The sequence below is a fragment of the Mycoplasma wenyonii genome, from assembly GCF_003265155.1.
GTDB classification, from domain to species: Bacteria; Bacillota_I; Bacilli_A; order Mycoplasmatales; family Mycoplasmoidaceae; genus Eperythrozoon_A; species Eperythrozoon_A wenyonii_C.
The window spans coordinates 1-25637 of record NZ_QKVO01000006.1; the positions used below are offsets into that span (position 1 = coordinate 1).

Consider the following 25637-nt stretch of genomic DNA (forward strand, 5'->3'; position numbering starts at 1 on the left):
TTAAAGAAACAATCAAGGTACAAGCATCATCGCCCGAACCCAAAAAAGAAAATGATCGGAAGGTTGATACGCGAATCCCGCCGACGGAGATAAAGATGCATTCTTAACGGCTTCCAGGATCAAAAACAACAAAGGATTGCATATTAGTTTGATGGATCCAGAAGATGGGGAGAAAGATCGGGGTCGACATGCAGTGAACTTTTGATGTGGTCTAGAAGGGAGTCAAGTAGAAAGGTTAGAGAAAGATCCGGGTGGTAGATTTGTTTTCACTGGAAATATGAGTTCAATGGGCAACATGACCTTAATGAGTGTTGGTGACGGGCAATGAAATGTGAAAACGTCCCTAAAGAAATGTAACTTTAACGGAGATGGAAAGACTGTTACTTGTGACTTAAGGCTGAAGGGCATGGAAAGATAAGCCGGAGAAAATTAAAGTCTCTAGATTATCTCCTTAAGAGCCTTTTCATTTATTGTGGAAAGTTGAAAAAGTAGAGACCATAACCCTTGAGACTAAGTGTCAAGTTGAAGGGGGAAGTGGAACACAAGATGACTATTCGTTGAAGTTGACGTTAGAACTAGAGGGGAATAAGTCCAAAGAGTTAGTGCGGAGTCGGAATGTTTCTATGGGTGCTGAAGTCGAATTTAAGGCTTTGGGTGATTGGGGCGAGATTCGAGAGTTAACAGGGGATGAGTGACTGGAAGCAAGAATGAAAATCCAATTGGGACAAAAACAGGGGCAGTTAAAAGTAGTATTTGAAACGAAGGTGGAATCTCTGGATAGCGGAGGAGTAGAAAAGTGGCAAGAAATGAAAACCTTTGTGTGTAACGACAGCGGAATCAAACCTGTTTATGGGAATCATTGGCACAATGACAAGCATGTTTTTACTAGTACAGTGTCTTCTTTAGGTAATACCAAGTTAATGAGTGATGGACTCCGTGACGCAAATTTCTCAGTCGCTCTTAGGTCTTGTAAGTCTGAAGATGGTGGAACAGTTGCTACTTGTGACTTAAAAATCAATGAAATATTTTTATCTTTATTAACACATTAGATACTTCAGAAAAGGAATTTTTTATTTTTTTTTACAGCTCCATTTTTTCTTAAATTCACTAGTTCCTCTTCCTTCTCATTTGTGGAAAGTTGAAAAAGTAGGTGAGTTGAGCTTAGAACTCAAGTGTAGTGTTGATAGTGGAAAGGGGGCTACTGGTGCTGCTTATTTATTGAGATTGACGTTAGAGCTAGGAGGGAATAAGTCCAAGGAATTACTGCAAAGTCAGAATGTTTCTGTAGGTGCTGATGTTGAATTTAAGACCGAAAATGATTGGCAAGCTATACAGGAATTTCAAGATAGTGATGAAAATGTGCAACTGAAAGTCACAACTGGAGAACAAGAATCTAATCTAAAAATTGAATTAAAAGGGAATAAGCTTGGAGTGGGAGGTGGTAGTGGGACGGGAAACATCAAGAAGAACTTTGTATGTAACAACAGTGGAATCAAACCTGTTAGTCAGGGGTGATGGCATGATGGGAAAGATGTTTTTACTAGTGAAATGTTGCCTTTAGGTAACAGACAATTAATGAATTCTGGTATGAAACCAATAAGCTTCTCAATCTCTCTTAAGTCCTGTAAATATGGCGAGAGTGGAACAGTTGCTACTTGTGACTTAAAACTAACTACAGGATCTGACCTAAAAGATTAATAGAAACTGAGATTAAAAGGCTTAGTTCTTGTATCTAGACTAAATGTTTTTTAATTTCTGGTTACGGGAGTATCACAGTTAATCTTTCTTCATTTGTTGTTTTTGTCTTTAGCAAAGCATTTCCTTTCACCATTTAAACTAAATGTCTTATTAAATAGACTTTCATCATTTTCTTGTTTACGTGTCTTTTTAAATTCTGAGGTTGGAATGTAAATATCAGAGTTATTGCATTTAAAGTCACTTTGGGATAACATTCTAGTCCCAATAGGTGTATCACAGTTATAACTCTGAATGTATTTTGCATAAGGAAAGTCTTTTGTTCCAAACTTGTAATCTATTTGAAACAAATCACCTGTTACATTACTTCCTTTGTAATACCTTTGATCAAAGTTCTTAAATACTTGTCAAGACTTATCTTTTCATTGTTCAATATAAAAGCCTAATTGTGTCTCTTTTCTATTCTTGGTAGTTATCCCTTGAATAGTTTCTAAAGAATTCTTTTTACTATCAAAGAAGTATCAAGTCTCGGGTGTTGAACAAGAAACAATCATGTGTTTTTCATTCTTATCAGTGAAGAAAACCTTACATTCCTTAGATTCAATGGCTTCAAACTTTTCTTCTATTTGTGATTGTGTAGCTCCGGAAGATTTCACTGCATTAGCTACTGTTACAGAAACTCCTGTAACAATAGCAGTTAAGGAAATAATACCTCCCATAGCCCCTAAAAGTATAGACATAATAGCTTAGTCTCTTTTAGCCTATTTTAGAAAGAATAAAAACTGAATCTTGATTTGTTGTACCTAATAATTTTTTAGATATTTCCGCCTTCTCCAACCCTAAAAGAGATAATTCCCTAACAAACTCTATAGATCGGCGGAAAAAAGAAGATTGCAAATCCCATCCCTTCTCATTTGTGGAAAGTTGAAAAAGTAGGAAACCTTGAAGTGAGTCTTAAATGCAGACAAGGTGCCAATAGTGTAGCGTCTAGTGGTGATGATTACACCTTGAAGTGGAGTGGGGATTTGGAAGGGGAAAAGTTGAATGAGTTAATGAGCGATGGAGAAGTTAATGTTGATGGTGAGTTGGAACTTAAGGCTGGGGGGGATTGAGGTGCGATAAACAAGTTTACTACGGGAGAAGAGGATGCATTCTTAACGGCTTACAAGATCGAAAATAACAAGGGGTTACATATTAGTTTGATGGATCCAAACGATAGAGGGGCAGATCGGAGTCGACATGCAGTGAACTTTTGATGTGGTCTAGAAGAGAGTCAAGTAGAAGGGTTAGAGAGGGATCCGAGTGGTGGATTTGTTTGAACTACTAGTATGACAATGAGAAGTAATACAACATTAGTTAGTGATGGAGATGAAAGTATAAGCGTAGAGATCTCTCTTAAGAAATGTAACTTTGACGGTGATGGAAAGACTGTTACTTGTGACTTAAAACTAACTACAGGATCTGACCTAAAGATTAAAAACAAACAACTTAATCAAATGTGTTTACCTTATTACTCCCTAGTTTTCTAAGACTCTAAGTTAAAAAAGTTACTTTAGATTTGAAATTAGGCTTTCAAGCTAAACCGGCCTCTTCAGAGATCTTGATATCACATTCTTTTTTATCTTGCTCCATCTTGCAATTATCTAGAGTTAGTTGAATCTTAGTAATAGGTTCTTCTCAAGATTGAAGTCTTTTGTCTCCATTTGGGTAAGTTCACTTTATAACCTCAAAAACATCTTGATTACATTCAATGTTTTCATCTTCATAGCTTCCGTCCATTCGACCATCTAACATTCCTATTTGAGTAGTTCCAGTTCCAAAAATTGTCAATCTTCATTTCTTATTTCGTCCAATCGTTTCCTCTAAATTAATAGGAGTATTATTTCTTCTATTAAATCCTCTTAAATACAATTCATCCTTATCACCTTCCCCTTTCTTATAAGATAAAGAGAGCTCAATATGAGAATTTTTACCCTTACAACTCAGTATTGGTCTAGTTACTTCATCTACTTTCTTTAATACGAGTTCTTTGGGCTCATTTCCATTACCTTTTAGCAACTCATAGGTAACAGGTATTCCACATCCAACAAATAAAACTCCTCCGATTAATAACTTAGATAAAAACATATCTTTAGACTACCAAAACCATTACATAAATCTCTTGATAATCCTTTCCTAAAAAGTTACTTGAACTATTCATTTTATCTAAGAAGGTCTTGTATATGTAATCTTTGGCTTAAAGCCATCTACTCACTCTACACTACTTCCGGAAGCAAATACTATATCACAAGTTACTGAGTCAGAATTCTCTTGACAACTATCTTTATTGATATCAAACCTAATATTTTTATTTGCAACTTCATCAACTTTTGCAGATTCTCTTAGTCTTATTTTTGAGCCCTGACACTTGCTTACTTTTTGGTCTGTTGTATAACCCCCTCCTGTTGTATTAGTTTCTCAATACCATAGATCTTCTACTTTCTTGTCGCCTGAAAAACTAATTTTTCAGAATGCTCAATCATCACTTCCTTTAGCATTATCTCCTCATTTTCTAGTTCAATTCCTTTTTGTTCCTGTCTCTCTTCCTCCCGCTCCCAATCATTGAGTAACTTGGAAGTCAACTGTTAAACCTAATCCCATATCATTCTTTCCATCATTAGATACTTTCATAATTCCTTCATACTTATCTCAAACAGCATCACAAAGTAGTATTTCTGAATCAGAAGTTGTTACTGTCTTTTTCCAATGATCTCAGTAATTAGAAGATGACTTAGTAGAAGTTACTCCATATACCACTGCACCAACTCCTCCCGCCCCTAAAGAGACAGTTAATAAACCTTTTATAAGTCCAAACACTATTTAATTCAACTAACTAGTTATTGAAGGTAATTGTCGGTTTAAATCCTTCTTTTCATTTCAACTTACTGTCAGAGTTGAATATTAGATCACAAGTTACAGAATTAGTTTCCTTCTTACAACTTTTTTCATCTATTCCAAACTTAATCTCTCTATTTCTAATTTGTTCTTCCCCTTTTCCTGACTTCTTAAGTTCTATCTTTGCATCCTTACATCCTATAATTGCATAATCTACTGTGAATCCCCCAAACTTATTACCATAGTCTTTGTCTTTGTAACGTATATGTTCTTCTTTTCCATCATTAAAAGTAATCATTCACTCTCCTCATTCATAACCTTCTTTTGCATTTGCTCCTCATTGTCTAATTCAAATCTTGCTAGGTTGTTTACTACTATCTCCATCTCGCTTTAAAACCTTAAATTCAACAGTTAAGCCCAATCCCATATTGTTCTTTCCATCTTCTGATACCTTTATAAGCATTTCATAGATATCATATTTGTTATCTCCGCAAGTAAGTATTGGTCCTTCTGTATTAAGCTTTTTATTCTTTCAATTTAAAAAGTGATTTGATTTAGAACTTAATGAACTATAAGCTACAATGCCCCCCCCTGCACCAACCAAAACAACTCCAATAATACCTCTTGCTAGCCCAAGCATTTTGTAATTTGTATTTTACGTTTTTTCCTTAAAAATTAACTAGAAACTCAAGTGTATGTAACCTTTGGTTGATAATTACTCTTTCACTTAAAATATCCTCCCGACAAGAATTCCAAGTTACATGTCTTTTGATTTCCTCCTTCTTTAGGTACACAAGTATTCTTATTCACTCCTATATGAACTTGTCCTAAATCCTCTTTTCATGCATAATTTTTTCTATTAACCTCTATCTTTGCATCTTGACACTTTGTCTCCTTGCCATAACCGCCTTGAGAACTCGTCACGTCACTAATTGTTTGAATGCTTACTTTCTCAAATTGTCCTTGTTTGTTGTACCAAAGTCAAAAATAAAAGAAATCTTTTACTAACTCTTTCTTTCCTCCTGAAACCCTATAGACCTTTGGATCAAACCTCTCTGTTAAATGTCCCTCCCCATCTATATTTAATAACAATTCATACTTTGTTAAACCATTATCTTCTTGACAGCTCAATATTGGCCCAATATCACTTAATTCTTTCTTTCAATAAGAGCCTTTTGTTTCATTAGAGGATCTAGTAGTAGTATAAGCAACGCCTCCACCTATCCCTGCCCTAGCTACTCCAATAATTCCTAGTATCTTTAAGATATTGACCAAAAAACCTCCTTAATTAAGACCTACTTCTTCAGTTGAAATCCAGCTTCCTTAAGCTTGTCTTGAACTTCCTTCATATATTTCTTTTCCAAACCTTTTACCTTGGCAAGTCTCTCAGGAGTAAAGGAAATTAACTCTGAAATAGTATTAATTCCGCCATTCTTAAGAATAGTTAGGGTCTTAGCGGAAAATTCTAAGCTTTCAATTGGAGAAGAAGCGATTGAACTAGTTTTAAAGGTAGTAGTTCCTCCTTCTGCACTAGCTACTTGTTTCACTGATTTTCCATCTGTTTCATCCAACTTAAATAGCTTTGTAGGTTGCTGAGCTACTCTCTCAAACATACTTACCAATATCTTCGCGGAATACCAGATTGCATCTAGAGCTTTGATAGATCCATTAGTTGAGACACTAAGTCTTAACCTGTCACTTAATCCATATTTGGTTGTCTTTTCTTCCATTACCTTTCAGTCAACCAACAATACTGGAGAAAATAGAGTATCTATTGGAATTAAGGAAAGAGTATTCAGGAGCTCCCTATTCTCATTAGAGCTTCTGTATCCTCTATCTACAGTACAGAATAAATCTAGTTCAAAATCGGTTCCTTCTTCAGTAATCTCACAAAGTCTTAATTCTGGGTTTACTACCTCAATTCCAGGGAAACACTCTATATCTTTAGCTAGTACAGGACCAACCTTATTCTTTCTAACTTTTAGATAGGGCCACTTTTCAATTGGAGAGCTCTTTAACTCCTCAAAGTTTACGACATCTTCATTAACTCTTAATACTAATTTCTTTATTGCAATTATTAATTGGGTAGCATCTTCTGCAACTCCCTTAATGGCAGAAAATTCATGTGAAAGAGAAGTTAGTCTAATAGCGAAAACAGCTGGTGAAGGTATTGAGCTTAATAGAACTCTTCTAAGAGTATTTCCAATAGTATTTCCTAACCCTCTTTCTAGTGGAAAGAAAGTTACAGTGGCGGAACACTCACTAGAACTAACTACTTCTGTTTCTATCTGAAAAGAATTGAATTTAGAAAGACTCATCTAACTAAAAAAACTACCTAGGTTTCTTGCTAGGAGTGCATCCGCCATGTGGTAAAGGAGTCTTATCTGCTAGTTCTGAAATATCAAACCCTAGTCCAATAATAGATCTTAAAGCTATCTCTTTTCCCCTACCAATACCTTTTATGTGTATTGCTAAGGTATTAACTCCTAATTCCTTAGCCTCTTTACCTATTTTAGACGCCACTAAATTAGCAACATAAGGTGTTGCTTTCTTAGTTCCCTTATATCCTATAGTACCTGCGCTCTCTTGCAACAATACATTCCCATCTAGATCTGTAAAGGAAATAATAGTGTTATTAATTGTTGTATGAATATGCATAATACCACTAGAGATATGTAATTTCTTCTTTTTAGGTTTGGATTTATCTTTTTTAACAGCCATAACTAGTTACTATTTCTTTCCTTCTATTTTCTTATTAGCCACAGTCTTTCTAGGTCCCTTTCTAGTTCTACTGTTAGTCTTTGTTCGTTGACCATGAACTGGCAAGTTTCTTCTATGTCTTAACCCGACATAAGAAGCTATCTCCTTTAAGTTAGTGATATCATCTCCTACTTTCTTTCTTAGATCTCCTTCTAGTAAGAGTCTCTCCCTAAGTATTCTCTCAGAAGAGCTTTCATCCCTTGAAGACTGTAACTTAAGTATTGACTGAGAAAGAGAAGCTATCTCTTCTGCTGTCAAGCTATAGACTCTCTTTCTCTTAGTTTCTTCAAATTGTTTTCTTTCTTTCTCAGATAGTTTAGATACAGGAACTACCTTATTTAGACTCCAGTATTGAATAATCTTTTCAGCAGTAGTGATGCCTATTCCGTATATTCTGGTGAGTGCAATAAATAACTCTTTTTGATCTGGGAGTACAACCCCTAATATTCTAGCCACTAACTAATAAATGCTCCTATTAAGTTTAGTAATAGACTTACCCTTGTCTTTGCTTATGTTTAGCTATCTTACAGATTACCCTTATTCTATTTTTTCTTCGAATAACCTTACAATGCTCGCAAATCTTTTTAACTGAAGCTCTTACCTTCATCTTTTTATTTTTTAACTGGTTGTTGTGTTTTCTTAATTCTCTCTATTATCTTACCCTTGTTCAGGTCATAAAGATTCATCTGAACTATCACCCTATCTCCTTCTAGGAAATAAGAACTATATCTCTTTAGTCTCTTAGCTAAATGACATTCAACTATTTTTTTATTAGTGGAGAGTTCTACTTTTACATTCTCGGCAGTAACCATCTTAACTATCTTTCCCTCTAGAGAAAACTTTTCTTCCTCTACAGTCAACTTAAGTTCTTTTTACTAGTTCTCATGCAGACTTCATCTCTTGCATCTCCCAGATACTTGCAGTTAAGACCTCAACTCCATGTTTTTCTATCAATATAGTGTGCTCATAGTGTATTGTTAATCCTTCTTTGTTTTTAATGTAGACGCCAAATTCATCCTCTCCTACATGTCAAGAGCCATCTTTTTGTTCCACAATCATAGGTTCAATACATATAGTTGAGTGAAGGGGAAGTAACTCTCCTTCTTCATCTTTCATTCCAAAATTATGTATTCTTGGGTACTCATGTAATTCATATCCAATAGCATGTCCAGTGAACTTATCTAGGAATTTATATTTCTTAGGAAAGTATTTATTAAAGAATGTCTCCATTCTCTCTGTAATTCCTCCTGTTCATTGTTCCGACTTTAAGCCATTGATGGCCTCATAAAACAAAGCCATTGTTAGTTGTTGTAGATATCTATACTCAGAAATCTTTTTCTCTAGTTTTTGAGTGAATGCTGGATCTATTTCCGCTCTACCGACTGGATCAAAAAATAGATTGAATGCTCCATCTATATTCAGCCCTTGTATTGAAAACCCTAAATCAACGGTTAACTTATCTCCTTCGTGTATTATCACACCTTTGTTGGCAGGACCATGTACCACGCAATCATTCAAGGACAAGCAAACAACTGATGGGAAGCCATGATATTTATTAAAAGACTCTTGAACTCCATATCTTTTAAATTGTTCTTTGACTAACTCTTCAACTTCAGTCAATTCCATACCTGCTTTTATATTCTCGGTTAAGTAATCTTTGATAGCTTGTCAGATTAATCCTCCAACTCTCATAACTCTGATTTCTTCTTCTGTCTTAGTATTAACTTTTCTTCCGCTTAAATCCAGTTTCATTACAAAGAGATCTTTTCCTTAAGTGAGAGATACACTTCTTCTATCTTTAGTCTGCTATCTACCACAAAAGTCTGATGTCCCTTAGAACAAAAATATTCTCAAACTGGAGAAGTCAAAGAATCATGTTGTAGTAATCTCTTCTTAACCAACTCAATAGATGCATCATCTTCTCTCCTTATTAACTTCGAACCATCTTTCGGACACACAAGTTTCTCTGGTAATCCAAAAGAAGCATTAAAGATATGTTCTTCTGCTTCGCAAAGATATCTGTTACTTAATCTAGCTCAGATTTGATCTACACTTAATCCTTCCATTTTCACTACAAACATCTTCTTTCCCTTAGCCCATTCTATTAGTTTTTCTGCCTGTCCTATAGTTCTTGGATAGCCGTCTACAGAGATACAAAGCTTATCCTCTTTAGATTCTTCACAAATTCTATCTAGCTCTTCAACTACATATCTATTAACTATTTCATCTCCTAGATACTGTCCTTGATGTACACCTTTCAAAGAGTCTGTCTCTTTTCCCTGTTCTGCTTGTTTCGCGAACAAAGCTCTTAAGATCTTTCCAGCACACAAAATATGACATCCATCTCTTTCCTGTAATAGTTCAGAGAGAGTTCCCTTGCCTGAGCCAGGAGGGGCTAAAAAAACTACCAAGAGAATCTCCCTAGGCATTGTTTAATTTAACTTATTGAAATTTATCAAAGTAAATAAGGAGAGTGATGTTTCTCTTTACTATGAAGTCTTGCTTTCAGAGAGCTTAATTCGTGTTCCTGTTCTGCTTTGTACTTAGAAATAATTCTGGTAGAAGTTAGTTCCTCATATAAATGCAAAGCTGTAGAAACTAACAAGAGTATCCCAGTACCACCAAAAGCTACTTGTGAAGGCATTCCTGTCCAGATATTCAATAAATTAGGCATGATTGTTACTAGCCCAAGAAAAGGGGCGCCAAGTCAATTTATCTTATTTAGTACCATTCTTAGATAGTTGTGAGTTTCTTGTCCTATCATAACTCCAGGTATGAACTGTGAAGACTTCTGAAACGATCTACACATCTCATCTGTATTAAGTTGCACCTGACAATACAAGAAAGAGAACAAAACAATTAATAGGAAGTAAATCATTAACCCTGTAGGGCTACTAAAGGAAATATAGTCTTGAATAAATGTGTTAAATCCTGGGGAGGCAGATTTAGTTAGCTCTGCTATCCCTACAGGAAAGATCATCATAGAGCCCGCAAAGACTACAGGCATAATTCCTACAGGCATAATCTTGATTGGTAAATATCCCAATCTTCTCTTATCAAGAATTAAACCCGCTCCTGTTTGCTGAATAGGTATCTTTCGGACGGAACCAGTAATGAAAACCATTAAGGCAATCACCATCACATAGAAAAAAAGATAGATAATGAACTTAAAGATATTGACTAAAGGCCTAACACTTCCAGACCCTCCTTCTAATGTAGCTAAGTAGTTATAAGAAGCATAAAAGTTTTCAGGAATTGCAGAGATAATTCCTGAAACAATCAAAAGAGAGATCCCATTACCTAGTCCCTTCTTAGAAATTAAGTCTGAAAAGAACAAAGAGATATAAGTCCCTGAAACAAAAATCAAAACCATTAATACCCTCTGGAACATGTGTAAGTTCCCGAAGGTAACAAATGTAGCTCCAGCAACATTTTGAGCAGATGTGTCTGTTTTCTTTAGGTTTGGGTCCACCTTCTCAGGTTCTCACAAGTGCATAAAGCTAACCCCCTCATTATTAAGCAGATAAAGAGTACCTATAGAGGTAATAACTGCAAAAGGAAGAGTTAAGAGTCTGGTGTAGAGCTCTATCTTTGCTCTTCCTAATTCTCCAGCCTTTCTTAACTCAGTTAATTTCTTTACTAAGTCATTAGACATTATCTGAATAATGATCTGAGCGGTAATATAGGGAGAGATCCCTACAGAAAAGATACTTGCTCTCTTAAACCCTCCTCCCCCGAACAAATTAAGCAATTGAGCTAGTCCAGAGAAAGATTCTGGTCTTCTTGGGTTTATTAGTGGTGCCGTTATATGAGAGCCTACTTGGAAGAGGAAAAGAATAGCACAGGTAGCCAGTAAAGAAATAATAGTTCCCCTATTCTTTGAGAAAAAGGAAGAGGAAGGGGCGATCCCCATCCCTAAAGAGTCTCTCTAATTAATAGAGAAAAAGACTAACACTCTACTAAAGTATTTGGTTTTAAGGTAATTAAAGTACTCTTACTTTGCTTAGCTCACTCAATAACTCCCTTAGAAAAAACATGTGCAGAGATCTTAATTCCCTGTAATGAACACTCATTTCCAATAATCTTTATCTTCTTGTCTCTAGCTTTAAGTAGTCTTAACTTTCTCATCTGAACAAAATCAAACTCTTTTACTTCAGGAAAAAACTCAAATCTTTTAAGAGAGATTGTTTTTATCTCTTCTTTGAAAGCTCTGTGATTGAAACCATACTTTCCTATCTTTCTAAAGAGAGGCATTTGACCTCCTTCAAAACCTAATCTAACGGTACCAGATTTTCTTGCATTTTGTCCTTTAGTACCTCTAGTAGATCTCCCTCCTATTCCACTTCCAAAACCTCTTCCTACTCTCTTTCTTCTTTGTCCTCTAGAGCCTGGGGTGTAAAAGAGATTAGAAAGTTCCATTGTCTATTGAGCTAGTATTTCATCTTCTCCTTCTGTAAGCTCTTCAAGAGTTTTTGGAGGTAATCTAAATAGCTGTTCAAAAGTCTTATCTCTTAATTTTGCAACCATTCTAGGTGATCTTTGAGATAACAAAGCATTAAAGGTTGCTCTCAACATATTGATGGGGTTGTTAGCTCCTAGATTCTTGGAGTATAAGTCTTTATAGCCGGCCAACAATAATAGTTTTTTAATAGAACCGCCGGCAATTATTCCAGTACCTTCTTTTGCGGGTTTTAAGAGAACCTTAGAGGCGTTGTGTTTTCCCAAAAACTCATGATAGATAGTGCCTTTGCTATTCATTGGGACCTGTACAGCAGTCTTAATCGCTTTCTTAGCTGCCTTATTAAAAGCAACTGAGTATTCCCTAGACTTTCCAATGGCAAAACCAACCTTACCTCTCTTATTTCCTGCAGCAACCAATACTCAAACTCTGCTTTGTCTCCCCCCTCTAGTAGTCTTAGAAACTCTCTTTACCTTAATTAATTTTTCTTCAAATTCATTGGCAAAGGTGTTGTATTTCTTGTCATCTTTCTTTTTGCCTTGATCATCTGTCCCAGTAGGTTTAGGTCCTGTAAACTTACTAAACTTCTTGTATTCATAATAAAAGCCTACTGGCTTTTCATCTATTGGGTAACTCATTAGATCTCTATTCCTCCTTCTATAAGTCTCTCTCTAACTTTAGCTAAAGTACCAGTATAAGAGTGATACCCTCTGTCTAAACTCAAAGAGTAAATCTTTTCCTCTTTAAGTCTCTCTAATAGAGAATCTGTTACCTTAAGAAGATTATCTTCTCCTCCTTTCTTAATGCCTAATTGCAGAGATGAACAAGAGAATAACATCCTACCGCTAGCTCAATCTCTAACTAATAAATATAGATGAAGATTGGTTTTCTTAACCCTAAGAATGTGTTTTCTTCCCTCTTTTGATCTAGAAGAGACTCTCTTGGCCCTACGAGCCCGTCTCTTTTGTAATTCTGAAAGACTATCTCTAGAAATTGTGGGCTTTACTTCTTAGATTTTTCAGCGCTCTTACCAGCTTTTCTGATAACTATATCTCCTTCTATTCTAATTCCCTTTAATTTGTAAGGTTCTACAGGTCTTTGCTTTTTAATTAAAGCTGCAAACTCACCCAAAACCTCTTTATTATGAGACTTTAAAGTTAGGTCTTTTCCACTAGAACTTAATTCCATCTCAATATCTTCAGGAATCTTTAGACTGATTTCTTTAGAGTACCCTAAAGCTAATACTAGAGTTTTATCTTTCTTAGTTGCTTTATATCCAGCTCCATCAATAATTAATTTCTTTTCAAAACCTTTAACTAGTCCAATAATCGCCCCTTGAGAAAGAGAGTTTAAAGTACCTTGCATCATATTAGAAAACTTAGAGCTATTAGCCCTTTCAAAGGACAATATAGAATTTTCTAACTTTACCTTTACAACCATTGGGTCGTAATTAATGGTTCTAACCTTATCTCCCTTTGAAAATACTAAAGAGTTGTCAGTAAACTCCAACTTAACCTCAGGGGGAAGGTCCAACTTTCTATTTCCTACTCGAGACATTTTCCCTGACTATCAAATGTAGGCTAAGATTATTCCTCCTAGTCCTTTTTCTCTAGCCTCTTTTTCTCCCATAACTCCTTTTGAGGTAGTGAGTATGACGGTACCAAGACCAGACATAAGAATAGGCAATTTCTTATGTGAAGAGCTAACTACTCTACTAGGTACTGTAATCTTCTTCAATCCAGCAAAAGAAGAAACTCCTCCCTTGTACTTTAGAAATACAGTACTTCTTCTCTTATTGTTTTCTATTTTGGTTACAAATCCTCTAATATAGCCTTCTTGCTCTATTACTCTAAGTATTTCCTCTAGTAACTTAGAAGATCAAAAACTAACTTCTTTCTTCTTCGCTTTAGCCCCTAGTTTTAGTTGGTTAAGTCCGTTAGCTACTAAATCAGTTACCATGAGGCCTTCATAACTCCAGGGATATAACCTCAGCTAGCAAGTTCTCTAAAACATAATCTGCAAAGCATATAGTCTCTAAATACCGCTCTAGCTCTTCCACATCTTCCACATCTAGTATAGGCTCTTGTACTGAACTTAGGAACTCTTTGTTGTTTAAGTATTAATGCTTTTCTAGCCATTAGTTCTTAGCGAATGGACAACCTAATTCAGTGAATAAAGCAATAGAGGCTTCTCTATTATTAGAAGAACACACTAAGCTAATGTTCATTCCCCTCAACTTCTTGACCTTATCATAGTTTAATTCGGTAAATATTATCTGTTCTTTGATACCTATATTTAGATTTCCTTGATGGTCTACAGACTTTAACTTAATTCCCTTAAAGTCTCTGGATCTAGGAAGGGCTACCTTAAACAGTTTCTCAATGAAGGATCACATCCGATCATTTCTAAGAGTTAACTTAAGTCCTATTGGTTGTCCTTCTCTTAATTTGAACTCTGCAATAGAAGCTTTTGAAAAGGTAATTAAAGGTTTTTGAGCAGTAATCAACTCTAGCTCCTTGGCTGAAGATTCAATAAATTGTTTTTCCTTAGCTCCATCTCCACAACCTACATTAATAACTATTTTTTGAAGTCTAGGGACTTGCATTGGAGAACTAAACTCAAACTTTCTCATTAAATTAGCCACTATTTCTTTGTTGTATTTTTCTTTAAGAGTCCAACTAAAGTTATTCATTACTAACTCTTATCTTTCTTAGTATCTCTTGGCATTCTTTCTTTCTTTCCATCTTTAACAACAAAAGAGACTTTATAAACTTCTTTCTTCTTATCAGTAGTTATTAGTGATAGGTTAGAGATATGAATAGCTCTCTCTCTTTCAATCACCCCTCTTCCTTTTTGATATCTTTTGTACTTACCTACTCCTTCTACTAAAGCTCTGTCTTTATCCAAAAGTATTGCTTTAATCTTTCCTTCTTTGCCCTTTAAAGAGCCTCTAGTGACTCTTACTTGATCCCCTTTTCTTAACCTATTCATTAGAGTACAAACTCAGCAATTGAAACTAATTTGTTATATCCCTTCTCTTTTAGCTCTCTAGTTAAAGGACCAAATACCCTAGAACCTAGTAGAGATCCATCATTCTTTAACAATACACAAGCATTCTCATCAAAGCAAATAGTAGCTCCTGACTTTCTTCTTAATTTAGATTTAGTTCTCACTATTAAAGCTTTAAACATATCTCCCTTTTTAACTCCTGAGAAAGTAGAAAGTTTCTTAACAGAGACTAAGACTACATCTCCTATTTCTGCATATCTTCTTCTACTTCCCCCATAAACCTTAATAACACCCACTTCTTTAGCCCCAGTGTTATCAGCTACATTAAGTCTGGATAAAGCCTGAATCATTACTACTCAACCATCTTGGCTTCGGCATCTGACAACAGTAATCATCTCTTTAAAGCTGAATAAGCTCTGGAACTAACTATGCTCACTGTATCTCCTAGTTGTGCGGTGTTATTTTCATCGTGTACGTGCATCTTTCTGTACTTAATTTTTAAGGTACCGTACTTAGGTATTCTATAGAGTCTTCTCACTCTAACTACTGCTGTCTTAGGTCTAATGGCAACTACTTGACCAACTAAGATCTTTCCCTTAACTTTTCTCTTTTGTTCCATTATTTGCTTGCTTTTCCTTTTTTACCTTTCTCCTTTGCTTCTTCTAGTGCAATAAAGTGTGCTAAGTCTTTATTACTAAATTTTTCTTTTCTCTCAGTAAGAATAGTCAATAGTTGGGCAATTGTTCTCCTAGTTATTCTTATTAGACTAGTGTTTTTAAGTGCTCCTTGAGAGAGTTGAAATCTATATTCAACTAACTTAATCTTCAGCTTAAACAACATCTCCTTTAGTTTTTCAGTTTCTAAAGCTCTTAACTCTGTAAGCATTATTTCGCTAATTCTTTAAAAATCACTTCTGTTTTTATTGGAAGTTTGGCCCCAGCTTTATAAAAGGTATTGGAAACTGTTTCTCTATCTAAACCTTCAACTTCAAACAAGATGGTTCCAATCTTTACTGTAGCTACGTAGTGATCTGGTGCCCCTTTACCTGAGCCCATACGAACCTCTAATGGCTTCTTAGTCAATGAAAGATGAGGAAAGACTCTAATTCACATCTTACCTGTCTTTCCAAGCCTCTTAGAGATAGCTATTCTTGCCGCTTCCAGTTGCCTCTCTGTTATTCAGGCCCCCTCTAGGGCTCTTAATCCAGCTGAACCAAAAGAAAGATATCTATTTCCTTTAGCTTTGCCCTCAAAGCTTACCTTATGAGGCTTTCTCCACTTAGTCTTTTTTGGGTGCATAGTCTCAACAACACTAAGTTAGTTTAAATTTCCCTGAATTTATCTCATTAAATAAGGTGTCGACATGTTCCGTAGTTCCAGGAGGCCAGAATCTCTTTCCTTCCATCATCTCCCCCACCTCTTCTAAAGTAAAGCTTCAACCATACTCTTCCAATCTATCTCTTATTGCTCTTCTTAACTGAAAATGTTCCTTATCTCCCTTTTTGATCTCTTGGTAGTCATCCTCAAAACTAACCATTCTTACCTAGTTACCTTGAGCAATTAAGTATCTACCAGTCTCATCTCTATACACTCTAACCTTGTCTGGCATAGGTGCAAAGTAATTACCAAAGTGTAGTCCTCTATTAATTCAAACCTTTACTCCTAGTACTCCATAGGTAGTTCTAGCTATCTTATAGGAATACTCTATATTGGCTCTTAGAGTGGAACAGGGGATTTCTCCTTCTGTACAACTCTCTGATCTAGCCATATCAGCTCCATTTATTCTTCCAGAGATCTTTATTCTTATTCCCCTAGCTCCCGAGTACATAGCTTTCTTGATAGTTCTCTTCATAGCTAGTCTAATAGGAGCTCTATCTTCTAGTTGTTCTACTACTTCATTAGCTATAACAATAGAACTAACTCCTGGATTCTTTAGTTCTAGGAAAATTAACTCAATTTCTCAATTCTCTCTCTTCCTATAAGTTAGTTTTTTAAGTAATCTCTCTAGTCTCTCCTTTTCTTCTGGTAAGTTATATAGCCCTATTTCTATTAGATGAGCTGTAACTCTTATAGTTCAAACTCCTTGTAAGTCTACAAATCTATCGATCTCTACTTGTGCTAATACTCCGTCTTTACATTCTTTCTCAATTAGCTTTCTAATCTTTTCATCTTCTAGTATTCATCGAGCTGCACTCTTTTTGTCCGGTGCATTTCATCTAGAGTTTCAGTTCTTATTGAAACCTAGTCTTACTGAGTTTGGATTACACTTTTGACCCATATCTATACTCCTGTTTTTTCTTCTTCTTGAATATATTCTTCTATCTTTTTAGTACTTAGCTCTGCCCCCTCTTCTACCTTAGATAAAGATGATTTGTCTTTTCTTGATACTTTATCTTTGGTCTCCTCTACTAAGGTTACAGAAAGATTAGTCAATCTATGAGCTCTTAAATCTGTTCTTCCCTTCGCTCTATAGAAACTTCTCTTTAGTTTAGCTCCTTTAGTTGCTGTGCATTCTTCTACCTTAAGACTATCCCCGCTCATAGCATAATTATTAACTGCATTAGCTGATGCCTCTAACAATAACTTAAAGAGCATCTTAACAATCTTTCTCTTGTCTATTGAATGAAGTATCTTGTAGGCCTCTGAAAGGGGCTTTCTCTGAATTAGTTTGCAAACATGTACAGCCTTAGAGGGGGAAATTCTAAGATTTCTATGTTTAACCCTAACTTGTTGTTGCATAACACCCTCTATTTCTTCTTACCTGTTTTAGCTAAGGTGTGTTGTTTAAAGACTCTAGTGGGCGCAAACTCTCCTAACTTATGTCCCAACATGTACTCATTACATTGAACAGGTACAAAGGCTCTACCGTTATGAACTAAAAAAGTTAAAGAAAGAAACTCAGGATAGATAGCACTATTTCTGGATCAAGTCTTAATTGCCTTCTTTTTTTCCTGTTGTTGCATCTTCATAGCTTTCTTTAACAAGCTAGGAGAGACATATAATCCTTTCTTAGAACTTCTACCCATTATTTCTTAGCATTTCTAGATTGAACAATAAATCTATTAGAGTATCTCTTATGTGATCTTGTCTTAACACCTAAGTGTCTCTTCCCTCAAGGAGTTCTAGGGGCATCTCTACCAATAGAACATCTTCCCTCTCCACCTCCGTGTATGTGATCATTGGGGTTCATTGCTACACCTCTAACAGTTGGTCTTACTCCTAACTTTCTATTAGTTCCTGCCTTTCCTAATCTAACTAAGTTATGGTCTACTGCAGAAAGCTGTCCAAGGGTTGCTTTAGCTTCATTTAATACCTTTCTTATTTCCTTAGAAGGTAACTTAATAATGGTATATTTACCAGTTAGATCTTTTCCTAGTATTTGAGCTTGTGCTCCTGCAGACCTAACCATCTTCCCTCCTTCTCCTGGCTTTAACTCTACATTGTGAACCATCATACCTTCTGGAATAATACCAATAGGCATACAGTCTCCTATCTTTAAGCTAGTTCTATTGTTACTAGATAACACTCTATCTCCTTCTTTAATACCTTCTGGAGCTAGTATATATCTTTTCTCTCCATCTACATAGTGTACTAGTGAGATAAAGCAAGTTCTGTTGGGATCATACTCAACAGTAGCTATTCTTCCTAGTATGTCTAACTTATCTCTCTTAAGGTCTATTATTCTGTACTTTCTCTTATTTTCTCCCCCTCTGTGTCTTACAGTAATCTTTCCCGTATTGTTTCTTCCTCCATGTTTTTTTAATGGGGTTAAAAGAGGTTTGTGTGGTTTATAGTGGGGAGTTAAACATTTGTTGTAGTCAATGGTTAGGATAACTCTTTTTCCAGAGCTTCTAGGTATTGTTTGTTTAATAGGCATAAGAAGTTATTGTTATTTCTTCTTCTTTCCTTTGTCTTCAGTTAAAAATTTTCAACACTTCTCAAGATTATTGACATTTATATCTTTTTGTTTTTGTGATCTTTGACTTGGATGGGGTTCTAGGAAACCAAACCCACAGTAGTCATTATCTTGTTTTTTTAGGAAATTCTTTCATTCTTTATTAACTCTTTTTTTTATTCTGGTATCGAGATTTTGTGAGTTACTTTCTCCATTCTCTATAGTGTCATCACTGTTTTCTGTTTCCTTATCTTCTTCAAACTTAGTTTCTTTCATTAAGGCACAAATTTCTTCATCAAATAAACATCTTTCTCCAAAGCCAACTCCTTCACCCTTAGCTTTCTTAACTTGTGAAGTTGGAATCTGAGTGGCTAAGGCATAAGGTCCCATAACTACAGAACCTCCAATCAAGAATGAAGAAAGTATCTGCTTAAGCATCTTATTAGGTTAGTTTAAGGGGCTATTCTTTCGAGCCTTCGGAATCCTCCTTAACTTTTTCTTCTGATAATTCTTCAATAGTATCTGCCTTTATTGTTTCACTATCTTTTTTGGCTTTTGATTTCGGCTTCTTCTTCGGTTGCTCTTCTACCTTTATTTCCTCAGCTTCCGCTTCTTTAACTTCAAGTGCTAATGGTTCTGCTGGTTCGACAACCTTAGTTTCTTCGGCCTTCATAGCTTCTAGTTCTTTTTCTATTAGCTCGGAGTCCCCTTCTAATGCCCTCTTAAGTGCTAAAAAGTCTTCTCTTAATAAAGACACATAAGCTATCTTTTTTGCTTTAGTGAAATTTTTTCTACTCTTTTGAGTAACTCTTGCCCTCTTAGGATGCTTTATCAAAGTGTTAACAGCTAATGCTCTAACTCCAAAGAAAGAGTGAAAAGCTTTCTTAATCATTACCTTATTAGCATTCTTGTCCACTAAGAAAGTTAGGACAAATTTATTAGTAGAGGGAGAGGCACTCTTCTTATTGAAGTAAGGTTCTTTAATTACTTCTATTAATTCCATTTGGAAAGATAATCATCCTTAAACGATTGAAAGCCATTACTACTAAAAGCAATTAAATCTGCCTTCATTAACTGTCTTATTGATAAAGCAGATATTCTTGAAACCACCAAATTATCAATATTTCTGGCCCCTAATACTAATTGCTCTGTTTTATCTTTGACTAATAACAGTAAGTTCTTTGACTTTTCCATTTGTCTAGAGGCACTTACTGAAGTAAAGAAAGAATAAACAATCTTTGTTTTATTTTCTGGATGGCTTTCTAGTTTCTTTTCTGAAATAGCTATTACCTTACTATTAAGCAAAGCATCTGTTCAACAAGATCTAACAGCTAATGCTTTAACTCTCTTATTTACTTTCTTATGGTGGTTTACATTATTTCTTGGTCCAAAAGTAGTACCTCCTCCTACGAATTGTGGGTTTCTTCTAGACCCTTGTCTTGCTCTACCAGTATGTTTTTGTCTATAAGGTTTCTTCCCTCCACCAGAAACTTCTCCCTTGGTTTTAGTGTGTGGTCTTGCTAGTCTACTGGATTGAGCTTCACTAACAACTGTTTGGAAGATGGCATCAGGATAATAGAATTCTGCTTCTCATTCTGGTGATATATCTGAAATAGATACAGATTGTTCTATTGTTCCATCGAGAAGGTATATCTCAATTGAAGGTTCTCTCATCATAAGCTCTAGCTTTCTTTAGTAGAATTTTTAACTAATAGTTTTTCAGGAACTAAAGGTTTTGCCTTATGTAAAGATCTAACTCTAACTAAAGACTTCTTTCTTCCTGGAATAGAACCTTTAATAGCAATAAGAGATTTATCTGTATCAATATAGAGAATCTTTAAGTTTCTGATAGTACAAGTTTCATGTCCCATATGTCCAGACATCTTCTTTCCCTTTCAAACCTTTTGAGGAGATCTTCCCCCTCTACCTGTTTCTAGAGATCCTTGGAATCTATGGGGATAACCAGATCCATGGGTTTTTGGGCTAGTTGCAAAGTTCCATCTTTTAATGGCACCAGTAAAACCCATTCCTCTAGTAATTCCCTGTACCTTAATCTTTTCTCCTTCTTGAAAAAGACTGTGAAACTCAACAAGCTCTCCTACTTTATATTCTTTTTCTCCATCTCATTTAAGTTCTGTTATCTTTCTTCTTAAAGGTAAAGAGTTCTTATTGAATTGACCTTGTACAGGTTTAATTAATTTTCTGGATGGACATTCTTCTCCCACTCCCACTACTAAAGAGTTGTATCCAAACTTATCTTTTGTCTTTACCTCTAAAACTTGTAAAGCTACTGGTTTTAAGAAAGTTACAGGTAAACTGGTGCCGGATTCATTGAAAATACTACTCATTCCAATTTTTTGGCAAATGACTTCTCTATACATTGTCTACTCAACTAATTAACTAGAGATAGTCTTAAGTCCAAAGAAGCTGGTAAGCTTGTTCTTTGGAATTCAGAAAACAACTGACTATCATATTGAGAGATCAAAATAAGTCTTCTGTGTTCCTTCTTTTGAAAGTGTTCCATAGAAGGTTTATTAACGTGTGGAGACTTTAATACTGTGTATAGCTTGGTTTTAGTAGGGAGAGGAATAGGACCCTTTATGGTAGAGTTGTGTTTTAATGCAAGTGCCACTATTTTCTTTACTCACTGATCTAATAGTCTGTAATCAAAAGAAACTAGCTTAATTTTCAAAGTAGTAGACATAAAAAACTCAACAAAGAGATATTATTGAAATTGGTACCTAAGCCGGATTAGTTTAGTGGTAAAACGGCTCAATGGTAATGAGCTGAGAAGTGTTCGATTCACTTATTCGGCACCACATTATCTTTAAAAGATCTCCCTACCTAGTCTAGCTAAAAGAAGCTAGGACGGTAACTTAAATTCAACAGAAGCTCCAACCCCTTCAAATTTAGACTTAAGTTCATCAAATTGTGAGGCAGGAATATCTGCTTTCACTAATGCAGGGGCACTGTCAACTATCTTCTTAGCTTCCATTAATCCTAAAGCAGTTAATTCTCTAACTAATTTAATAACTCCTATCTTGTTTCCTCCTACAGTAGTTAACCAAAGATCTTTATTTACATCTGCTTTGTCTTCTGCGGATTCATCACTAGATTTAGAGGAAGCAGGTCCTGAAGAGAAATTAGCCACACTAACTTTAAACTCGCTTTCTAATCCTCTAATTAATTCGTTTAGTTCTAGTACACTAAATTCTTTAATTTGATCTATTAAGTTTTGAGTCTTTTCAGTTAAATTGGTCTTTTGTTCTTCTGACATAACAAGCTAATTAGAATTAAAGTCTTAATACTAAAGATTAAGTTTAATGAATCTCTATTTCTCAGAGATTCTCTTTAGTAGAAATAACAAAGAAAGAATAGGAGTAACTAGCAAGTATGATAGCTTAGCATAGGCATCTTCTTTCTCAGATCAAGAAGGAAGATATTCCTTTTGTTTCTCAGTTAATAAATGGTTATCACAGTAAACAACTCCTAACTTAAGCAACTTATATTTCTTAACTAAATCACCAAATAGTTTTAGAGAGGCAATCTTCTCTGAATTAACTATTAGTACTAAGTTTTGACCACTTAGTTCTATAGGAGAATCAATAATGGTACTAAGAGCTCTTCTTAGTACATTATTAGAAACAAATTTGATCTCTCCTCCATGTTTCTTAACTTCCTTTCTTAATCAATGAGCAGACTTAACTCCTAAAGCACTATAGTTGAGACTTACAAAAGAGTTAGACTCTTTTAGTTTCTTTGAGAGTTGAGATACTTGTTCAGCCTTAATAGAGTGATACTTTCTCATATTTCTTTAAAGACTTAAAGTATCTGACTTAAATATAAATAGGATACTAAGGGTTTATTCTAACCCTTATATAGATATTTGAGTAGAACTGTAGGTAGCTTCTCAACTAACTATCTTATTGTAGTTTAGTTGAGTAAGAGGAAAGTCCATGCTTGCATAGTCTGAGATGACTATAGTGATTGTGTGAGTATATAAAAGATAAAACTCAACGGCTAGTCTGACTAGTTGATGGCGGAGAACCTTTCTAAATAAGCTTTACAGCTTACATGAGTAATTCTTTGTAAAGTGCCACAGAGACGAGCTCTATAGAAATATAGAGTGTGAAACGAGGCAAACCCCGCAAGCAAGAAACCTAAATTATTGGTGAGGGAACTTAAGCAAAGGAAATGAACAATGCTTAGGAATCAATTATTTGATTAGATTAATTACCTACTTTGACAGAACATGGCTTATTGTTCTATTCAGAATTCTTTTAAGGCTTTAGGGTAAATCTAAAGTATCCTAACTATTTATTTGAATTAAAGATCTTGTTCTCAAGCAGGGGGCTGTGATCCATTATCTGGAACTTTACAAATTAACTTATAGTTTCCAGCTCCTTGTGGTTTAGAGATCTCACAATGTTGATCTGGGAGAAATTCTTTATCACTTCCTCATTTACTTAGTCAATGAGGTGGAGTAAGTAAGTTTTTGCTTGTTCCATTATCAAGTTGCATTTGGGCACTATAAGAATACTTGTGAGTTAAGCTCTTGACTTTATTTAGTCTTTCTTTAGTATCGCTGTTTCTTAGAGATCAATCATAGTGATAAAAGACAGGTTTGTTTGGAGTTTCAGTCTTAGCGCAAACAAATAAAACAGCATTAGCTCTCAATCCCCCTAAAGCAACACATCCATCATAACCAGTTTCTCCTTTTTCTTCTAATAACTTCTTAATGTTTTGGTTTTGAGTTCCCCCCCCAGTACGAAATATACGTATTGGTTGTTCTTTTTTATCACTTGCTAAAGATAGGGGAATAATAGAAATAACACCTAATCCGGAAAACCCTTGCAAAGTTTTTATTAGAAAAGACATTAGTTAAGAAAGCAAAGTGTCTTTATTTTTGAGTTCTTGTGGGTAAAAAATTAAGAGCAAATTTTCCTATATATAAATAACTAAACCCTTTAGTGGTGGGAAAAAGAAATGACAAAAAAATGCAAAAAATTAAGGTTTTTAGTGCGAAGCGCAGAAAATTGCTTTTGGTTTAACCTTGGTTCCCCATTTTAAGCCAACTGAATCCGCGATTTTTATATCACAAGTCTTTCTTCCTCCTATTCGTTTACAATTGTCTAGTTTGAATTTAACGTCAGTAACAGGTTTTTCTCATGAATCATGTTCACTATTCCCAGTTCCATAAGTTCATTTTGTAACCTCAAATGGTTTTTCATTACACCTAATGTCGTCATCAGCATAGTTTTCCCCCTCCCCTCGACCAGTACTACCAAACTTAGTAGTTCCAGACTTGTAAACAGTTAGTTGTCAAATGTGCTCGGTTCCTCCCGCCCTTCCACCTCTATAATCCTGAAGTTGCATTGTCTCATCAAAATTAATTGTCTTACCAGAGTAATAGTCTTGGCCTTTTAAATAGAGATCCTTATTTTCCCCTTCTGTTGGTTTTTCTCCAACATCACTCTTAAAGGCTGGCGAACGGTAAAGATAATTTTTTATATTCCTTTCATTTCAAAAATTTCTCGTCTAATCGCTTTATCAGTGTCGACCAAATAGTAAGGAATATCAGTAACAGGTTTTTCTCAATCCTCTGTGCTCCCCATATTAGGTTCTGTAATCTCAAAGACATCTTTTCTATTGCAATTAATGGAATCATCGCCATAATTCCCTCCATCAGCACCACTTAGTTCACCAAGTTGAGTTGTACCAGACTGGAATCTTTTTAGCTGTCAACGATGCTCACCTTCTCTTCTCGCATGACCATCTCCAATAATCTTTTCATCAAAATTAACTGCTTTCCCGCTATAGTCGTAGCCTCGGCCTTTTAAATAGAGATCTTTCGTTGTTTTTTCAGGCTTGATTCTAAGGGTGTAAAAATTTTTATTTTTAAAACAATTTGTATCCGCGATTTCTATATCACATTCTCTTCTACCTCCCGCATTACTACACTTATCTAGTTCAAATTTCACTTTAGTAACATCCCCATTTCACTGATCTCTCTTACTGCCCCTTTTTCTAGTCGACTCAAATACATTTCTTTTATTACACATAATATTGTCCTCACCATAGGCAGCTCCATGACCAGAGCTTATTTCACCGATACGTATCCCTCCTGACTCAAAAACAGTTAGTTGTCATCTATGTTGAATCTGTCCCTGAGTCTGTCTTAAATCATCTTCCAACCTAAATGTCTCATCCAAATTAACTGGCTTCCCACTAGAGTCGTAGCCTTGTCCCTTTAAATAGAGATCATCCTTCGCACCATCACTAGGAGCATTTTCTTTCACATCACTCTTAAAGGCTAAAGATACATTGATACGGGATTTGGATCCGCTAATGTGGAATGTGGGGAAGAAAATTTGCTTCTTTATTTTTTGGATTTTTAATTCAAAATGAAATCCTATTTTGATTTGCTTGATTTTTTTGATGACTCATTGAATACTTTTTTTGATGTTTTGTAGATTCATTATTTAAGGTCTTTTTCTAAAAACAATATCTATTTAATTTATTTTATCAGATGAAGAGAGTACAGAAATTTGAAAATAAAATTTCTTGGAAAAATTCCCAAAAACGGGCTATAAATTAGCCTGAAACCGCTATTAATTAATCCAAATTCAACTATTCAAAAAGAATTAAGTAATAAATAGAAAATAGATGTCTTTATTAGCTAAGCTAGGTACCCTTGGTTTCGTTAGTTCGGGCATAGGTCTCCCTATCACCTTTGCGCTTCGGATCGGCTGTGGCGATCCGAAGGTAGCTAAAACATGGACCAGATGGGTAACAGGGTTCCCATCTCTCTATTGCAGCGGATCCAAATCCCGTATCAATGTATCTTTAGCCTTTAAGAGTGATGTTGGAGAGAACCAAACAGCAAGGTAAAATAAAGATCTCTATTTAAAGGAACAAAGCTACGATTCTAGTGGGAAGCCAGTTA

Annotated in this window: 44 protein-coding genes, 1 tRNA gene and 1 other RNA gene; 6 read left to right on the forward strand and 40 right to left on the reverse strand. The window is 35.3% G+C overall.

The window, feature by feature from the left end:
- Positions 1 to 151: 151 nt before the first annotated feature.
- From DNK47_RS01825 to DNK47_RS01835, 3 genes are all read left to right on the forward strand, one after another.
- Positions 152 to 418, forward strand: coding sequence for a hypothetical protein (locus tag DNK47_RS01825; RefSeq protein WP_112665415.1), 267 nt, complete (start codon positions 152 to 154; stop codon positions 416 to 418).
- 52 nt (positions 419 to 470) lie between these two features.
- Positions 471 to 1049: a hypothetical protein gene (locus tag DNK47_RS01830; protein ID WP_112665417.1), complete on the forward strand. Its 579-nt coding sequence runs from the start codon at positions 471 to 473 to the stop codon at positions 1047 to 1049.
- A 106-nt stretch (positions 1050 to 1155) separates the two neighbouring features.
- On the forward strand, positions 1156 to 1698 hold the full coding sequence (locus tag DNK47_RS01835; RefSeq protein ID WP_112665419.1) for a hypothetical protein: 543 nt from the start codon (positions 1156 to 1158) through the stop codon (positions 1696 to 1698).
- A 50-nt stretch (positions 1699 to 1748) separates the two neighbouring features.
- Here the strand turns inward: DNK47_RS01835 and DNK47_RS01840 are convergent, their stop codons facing one another.
- Positions 1749 to 2435 (reverse strand): hypothetical protein, encoded by a 687-nt coding sequence (locus DNK47_RS01840; RefSeq protein ID WP_112665421.1) that lies wholly within the window; start codon positions 2433 to 2435, stop codon positions 1749 to 1751.
- 207 nt (positions 2436 to 2642) lie between these two features.
- Here DNK47_RS01840 and DNK47_RS01845 point away from each other — a divergent pair, with 207 nt between their 5' ends.
- Positions 2643 to 3224: a hypothetical protein gene (locus tag DNK47_RS01845; protein ID WP_146737517.1), complete on the forward strand. Its 582-nt coding sequence runs from the start codon at positions 2643 to 2645 to the stop codon at positions 3222 to 3224.
- A gap of 4 nt (positions 3225 to 3228) precedes the next feature.
- Here DNK47_RS01845 and DNK47_RS01850 read toward each other — a convergent pair whose 3' ends face one another.
- The 34 genes from DNK47_RS01850 to rpsJ form a co-directional block, all read right to left on the reverse strand.
- Positions 3229 to 3822: a hypothetical protein gene (locus tag DNK47_RS01850; protein WP_112665425.1), complete on the reverse strand. Its 594-nt coding sequence runs from the start codon at positions 3820 to 3822 to the stop codon at positions 3229 to 3231.
- A gap of 78 nt (positions 3823 to 3900) precedes the next feature.
- Complete coding sequence (locus tag DNK47_RS01855; RefSeq protein ID WP_112665427.1) at positions 3901 to 4551, reverse strand: hypothetical protein; 651 nt, start codon at positions 4549 to 4551, stop codon at positions 3901 to 3903.
- A gap of 16 nt (positions 4552 to 4567) precedes the next feature.
- The gene (locus tag DNK47_RS01860; RefSeq protein WP_112665429.1) at positions 4568 to 5209 is read right to left on the reverse strand and encodes a hypothetical protein; all 642 of its coding nucleotides are present in this window, start codon (positions 5207 to 5209) and stop codon (positions 4568 to 4570) included.
- A gap of 35 nt (positions 5210 to 5244) precedes the next feature.
- Entirely contained in the window at positions 5245 to 5844 is a 600-nt protein-coding gene (locus DNK47_RS01865) for a hypothetical protein (RefSeq protein WP_112665431.1), read from the reverse strand.
- 20 nt (positions 5845 to 5864) lie between these two features.
- Positions 5865 to 6887: a DNA-directed RNA polymerase subunit alpha gene (gene rpoA, locus DNK47_RS01870; protein ID WP_112665433.1), complete on the reverse strand. Its 1023-nt coding sequence runs from the start codon at positions 6885 to 6887 to the stop codon at positions 5865 to 5867.
- Between the two features lie 13 nt (positions 6888 to 6900).
- Positions 6901 to 7290, reverse strand: a complete 390-nt coding sequence (rpsK, locus tag DNK47_RS01875) for a 30S ribosomal protein S11 (RefSeq protein WP_112665435.1) — start codon at positions 7288 to 7290, stop codon at positions 6901 to 6903.
- 9 nt (positions 7291 to 7299) lie between these two features.
- Positions 7300 to 7785, reverse strand: coding sequence for a 30S ribosomal protein S13 (gene rpsM / locus DNK47_RS01880; protein WP_110555192.1), 486 nt, complete (start codon positions 7783 to 7785; stop codon positions 7300 to 7302).
- 37 nt (positions 7786 to 7822) lie between these two features.
- The gene (gene rpmJ / locus DNK47_RS01885; RefSeq protein ID WP_014849863.1) at positions 7823 to 7936 is read right to left on the reverse strand and encodes a 50S ribosomal protein L36; all 114 of its coding nucleotides are present in this window, start codon (positions 7934 to 7936) and stop codon (positions 7823 to 7825) included.
- Positions 7937 to 7940: 4 nt separating this feature from the next.
- On the reverse strand, positions 7941 to 8189 hold the full coding sequence (locus tag DNK47_RS01890) for a translation initiation factor IF-1 (protein ID WP_099197296.1): 249 nt from the start codon (positions 8187 to 8189) through the stop codon (positions 7941 to 7943).
- Between the two features lies 1 nt (position 8190).
- A complete protein-coding gene (locus tag DNK47_RS01895) occupies positions 8191 to 9081 on the reverse strand; it encodes a M24 family metallopeptidase (protein ID WP_112665437.1) in 891 nt (296 codons plus the stop codon).
- Positions 9081 to 9758: a nucleoside monophosphate kinase gene (locus DNK47_RS01900; protein WP_112665439.1), complete on the reverse strand. Its 678-nt coding sequence runs from the start codon at positions 9756 to 9758 to the stop codon at positions 9081 to 9083. The genes DNK47_RS01895 and DNK47_RS01900 overlap by 1 nt, the downstream gene beginning before the upstream one ends.
- Positions 9759 to 9781: 23 nt before the next feature.
- Positions 9782 to 11242, reverse strand: a complete 1461-nt coding sequence (gene secY, locus DNK47_RS01905; protein WP_258393908.1) for a preprotein translocase subunit SecY — start codon at positions 11240 to 11242, stop codon at positions 9782 to 9784.
- A 35-nt stretch (positions 11243 to 11277) separates the two neighbouring features.
- Positions 11278 to 11748, reverse strand: coding sequence for a 50S ribosomal protein L15 (gene rplO, locus DNK47_RS01910; protein ID WP_112665441.1), 471 nt, complete (start codon positions 11746 to 11748; stop codon positions 11278 to 11280).
- 3 nt (positions 11749 to 11751) lie between these two features.
- Positions 11752 to 12426, reverse strand: coding sequence for a 30S ribosomal protein S5 (gene rpsE / locus DNK47_RS01915; RefSeq protein WP_112665443.1), 675 nt, complete (start codon positions 12424 to 12426; stop codon positions 11752 to 11754).
- Positions 12426 to 12782 carry a 50S ribosomal protein L18 gene (locus DNK47_RS03470; protein ID WP_181454153.1) on the reverse strand — a complete coding sequence of 119 codons (357 nt, stop codon included), beginning with the start codon at positions 12780 to 12782 and terminating at the stop codon, positions 12426 to 12428. Before DNK47_RS03470 ends, rpsE begins: the two co-directional genes overlap by 1 nt.
- Before the next feature lie 8 nt (positions 12783 to 12790).
- Positions 12791 to 13345, reverse strand: a complete 555-nt coding sequence (gene rplF / locus DNK47_RS01930) for a 50S ribosomal protein L6 (RefSeq protein ID WP_112665447.1) — start codon at positions 13343 to 13345, stop codon at positions 12791 to 12793.
- A 9-nt stretch (positions 13346 to 13354) separates the two neighbouring features.
- Positions 13355 to 13747 carry a 30S ribosomal protein S8 gene (locus DNK47_RS01935; RefSeq protein WP_112665449.1) on the reverse strand — a complete coding sequence of 131 codons (393 nt, stop codon included), beginning with the start codon at positions 13745 to 13747 and terminating at the stop codon, positions 13355 to 13357.
- Positions 13741 to 13926, reverse strand: a complete 186-nt coding sequence (locus DNK47_RS01940) for a type Z 30S ribosomal protein S14 (protein ID WP_112665451.1) — start codon at positions 13924 to 13926, stop codon at positions 13741 to 13743. Before DNK47_RS01940 ends, DNK47_RS01935 begins: the two co-directional genes overlap by 7 nt.
- Positions 13926 to 14480 (reverse strand): 50S ribosomal protein L5, encoded by a 555-nt coding sequence (gene rplE / locus DNK47_RS01945; RefSeq protein ID WP_112665453.1) that lies wholly within the window; start codon positions 14478 to 14480, stop codon positions 13926 to 13928. Before rplE ends, DNK47_RS01940 begins: the two co-directional genes overlap by 1 nt.
- A 2-nt stretch (positions 14481 to 14482) precedes the next feature.
- Complete coding sequence (rplX, locus tag DNK47_RS01950) at positions 14483 to 14779, reverse strand: 50S ribosomal protein L24 (RefSeq protein ID WP_112665455.1); 297 nt, start codon at positions 14777 to 14779, stop codon at positions 14483 to 14485.
- Positions 14779 to 15147 (reverse strand): 50S ribosomal protein L14, encoded by a 369-nt coding sequence (rplN, locus tag DNK47_RS01955; RefSeq protein ID WP_099197226.1) that lies wholly within the window; start codon positions 15145 to 15147, stop codon positions 14779 to 14781. The genes rplX and rplN overlap by 1 nt, the downstream gene beginning before the upstream one ends.
- Positions 15148 to 15149: 2 nt before the next feature.
- Positions 15150 to 15416 (reverse strand): small ribosomal subunit protein uS17, encoded by a 267-nt coding sequence (locus tag DNK47_RS01960; protein ID WP_112665457.1) that lies wholly within the window; start codon positions 15414 to 15416, stop codon positions 15150 to 15152.
- Positions 15416 to 15682: a 50S ribosomal protein L29 gene (rpmC, locus tag DNK47_RS01965; RefSeq protein ID WP_112665459.1), complete on the reverse strand. Its 267-nt coding sequence runs from the start codon at positions 15680 to 15682 to the stop codon at positions 15416 to 15418. The genes DNK47_RS01960 and rpmC overlap by 1 nt, the downstream gene beginning before the upstream one ends.
- The gene (rplP, locus tag DNK47_RS01970; protein ID WP_112665461.1) at positions 15682 to 16095 is read right to left on the reverse strand and encodes a 50S ribosomal protein L16; all 414 of its coding nucleotides are present in this window, start codon (positions 16093 to 16095) and stop codon (positions 15682 to 15684) included. Before rplP ends, rpmC begins: the two co-directional genes overlap by 1 nt.
- 13 nt (positions 16096 to 16108) lie before the next feature.
- Positions 16109 to 16333 carry a hypothetical protein gene (locus DNK47_RS01975; protein ID WP_112665463.1) on the reverse strand — a complete coding sequence of 75 codons (225 nt, stop codon included), beginning with the start codon at positions 16331 to 16333 and terminating at the stop codon, positions 16109 to 16111.
- 6 nt (positions 16334 to 16339) lie between these two features.
- A complete protein-coding gene (gene rpsC, locus DNK47_RS01980) occupies positions 16340 to 17074 on the reverse strand; it encodes a 30S ribosomal protein S3 (RefSeq protein ID WP_112665465.1) in 735 nt (244 codons plus the stop codon).
- A gap of 2 nt (positions 17075 to 17076) precedes the next feature.
- Positions 17077 to 17535: an uL22m family ribosomal protein gene (locus DNK47_RS01985; RefSeq protein WP_099197249.1), complete on the reverse strand. Its 459-nt coding sequence runs from the start codon at positions 17533 to 17535 to the stop codon at positions 17077 to 17079.
- Between the two features lie 8 nt (positions 17536 to 17543).
- Entirely contained in the window at positions 17544 to 17822 is a 279-nt protein-coding gene (rpsS, locus tag DNK47_RS01990; protein ID WP_112665467.1) for a 30S ribosomal protein S19, read from the reverse strand.
- A complete protein-coding gene (gene rplB / locus DNK47_RS01995) occupies positions 17822 to 18673 on the reverse strand; it encodes a 50S ribosomal protein L2 (protein ID WP_112665469.1) in 852 nt (283 codons plus the stop codon). The genes rpsS and rplB overlap by 1 nt, the downstream gene beginning before the upstream one ends.
- A gap of 12 nt (positions 18674 to 18685) precedes the next feature.
- Positions 18686 to 19129 carry a hypothetical protein gene (locus tag DNK47_RS02000; protein WP_112665471.1) on the reverse strand — a complete coding sequence of 148 codons (444 nt, stop codon included), beginning with the start codon at positions 19127 to 19129 and terminating at the stop codon, positions 18686 to 18688.
- 22 nt (positions 19130 to 19151) lie between these two features.
- A complete protein-coding gene (gene rplW / locus DNK47_RS02005; RefSeq protein ID WP_112665473.1) occupies positions 19152 to 19694 on the reverse strand; it encodes a 50S ribosomal protein L23 in 543 nt (180 codons plus the stop codon).
- Complete coding sequence (rplD, locus tag DNK47_RS02010) at positions 19685 to 20368, reverse strand: 50S ribosomal protein L4 (RefSeq protein ID WP_112665475.1); 684 nt, start codon at positions 20366 to 20368, stop codon at positions 19685 to 19687. Before rplD ends, rplW begins: the two co-directional genes overlap by 10 nt.
- A 5-nt stretch (positions 20369 to 20373) precedes the next feature.
- Positions 20374 to 21072 (reverse strand): 50S ribosomal protein L3, encoded by a 699-nt coding sequence (gene rplC, locus DNK47_RS02015; RefSeq protein ID WP_112665477.1) that lies wholly within the window; start codon positions 21070 to 21072, stop codon positions 20374 to 20376.
- An 11-nt stretch (positions 21073 to 21083) separates the two neighbouring features.
- Positions 21084 to 21395 carry a 30S ribosomal protein S10 gene (gene rpsJ / locus DNK47_RS02020; protein WP_112665479.1) on the reverse strand — a complete coding sequence of 104 codons (312 nt, stop codon included), beginning with the start codon at positions 21393 to 21395 and terminating at the stop codon, positions 21084 to 21086.
- A 41-nt stretch (positions 21396 to 21436) separates the two neighbouring features.
- Between rpsJ and DNK47_RS02025 the strand changes: the two genes are divergently transcribed.
- Positions 21437 to 21510, forward strand: a tRNA-Thr gene (locus tag DNK47_RS02025).
- A gap of 44 nt (positions 21511 to 21554) precedes the next feature.
- Here DNK47_RS02025 and rplL read toward each other — a convergent pair.
- Positions 21555 to 21968, reverse strand: a complete 414-nt coding sequence (gene rplL / locus DNK47_RS02030) for a 50S ribosomal protein L7/L12 (protein ID WP_112665481.1) — start codon at positions 21966 to 21968, stop codon at positions 21555 to 21557.
- Between the two features lie 54 nt (positions 21969 to 22022).
- Complete coding sequence (gene rplJ / locus DNK47_RS02035; RefSeq protein ID WP_112665483.1) at positions 22023 to 22499, reverse strand: 50S ribosomal protein L10; 477 nt, start codon at positions 22497 to 22499, stop codon at positions 22023 to 22025.
- Between the two features lie 86 nt (positions 22500 to 22585).
- Here rplJ and rnpB point away from each other — a divergent pair.
- Positions 22586 to 22956, forward strand: an RNA gene (gene rnpB / locus DNK47_RS02040) — RNase P RNA component class B.
- A 61-nt stretch (positions 22957 to 23017) separates the two neighbouring features.
- Here the strand turns inward: rnpB and DNK47_RS02045 are convergent.
- The 3 genes from DNK47_RS02045 to DNK47_RS02055 all read right to left on the reverse strand — a co-directional run bounded on the left by DNK47_RS02045 (position 23018) and on the right by DNK47_RS02055 (position 25170).
- Positions 23018 to 23569 carry a hypothetical protein gene (locus DNK47_RS02045; RefSeq protein WP_112665485.1) on the reverse strand — a complete coding sequence of 184 codons (552 nt, stop codon included), beginning with the start codon at positions 23567 to 23569 and terminating at the stop codon, positions 23018 to 23020.
- Between the two features lie 138 nt (positions 23570 to 23707).
- The gene (locus DNK47_RS02050; RefSeq protein WP_112665487.1) at positions 23708 to 24067 is read right to left on the reverse strand and encodes a hypothetical protein; all 360 of its coding nucleotides are present in this window, start codon (positions 24065 to 24067) and stop codon (positions 23708 to 23710) included.
- 131 nt (positions 24068 to 24198) lie between these two features.
- Positions 24199 to 25170 (reverse strand): hypothetical protein, encoded by a 972-nt coding sequence (locus tag DNK47_RS02055; protein WP_112665489.1) that lies wholly within the window; start codon positions 25168 to 25170, stop codon positions 24199 to 24201.
- Positions 25171 to 25637: the final 467 nt, after the last annotated feature.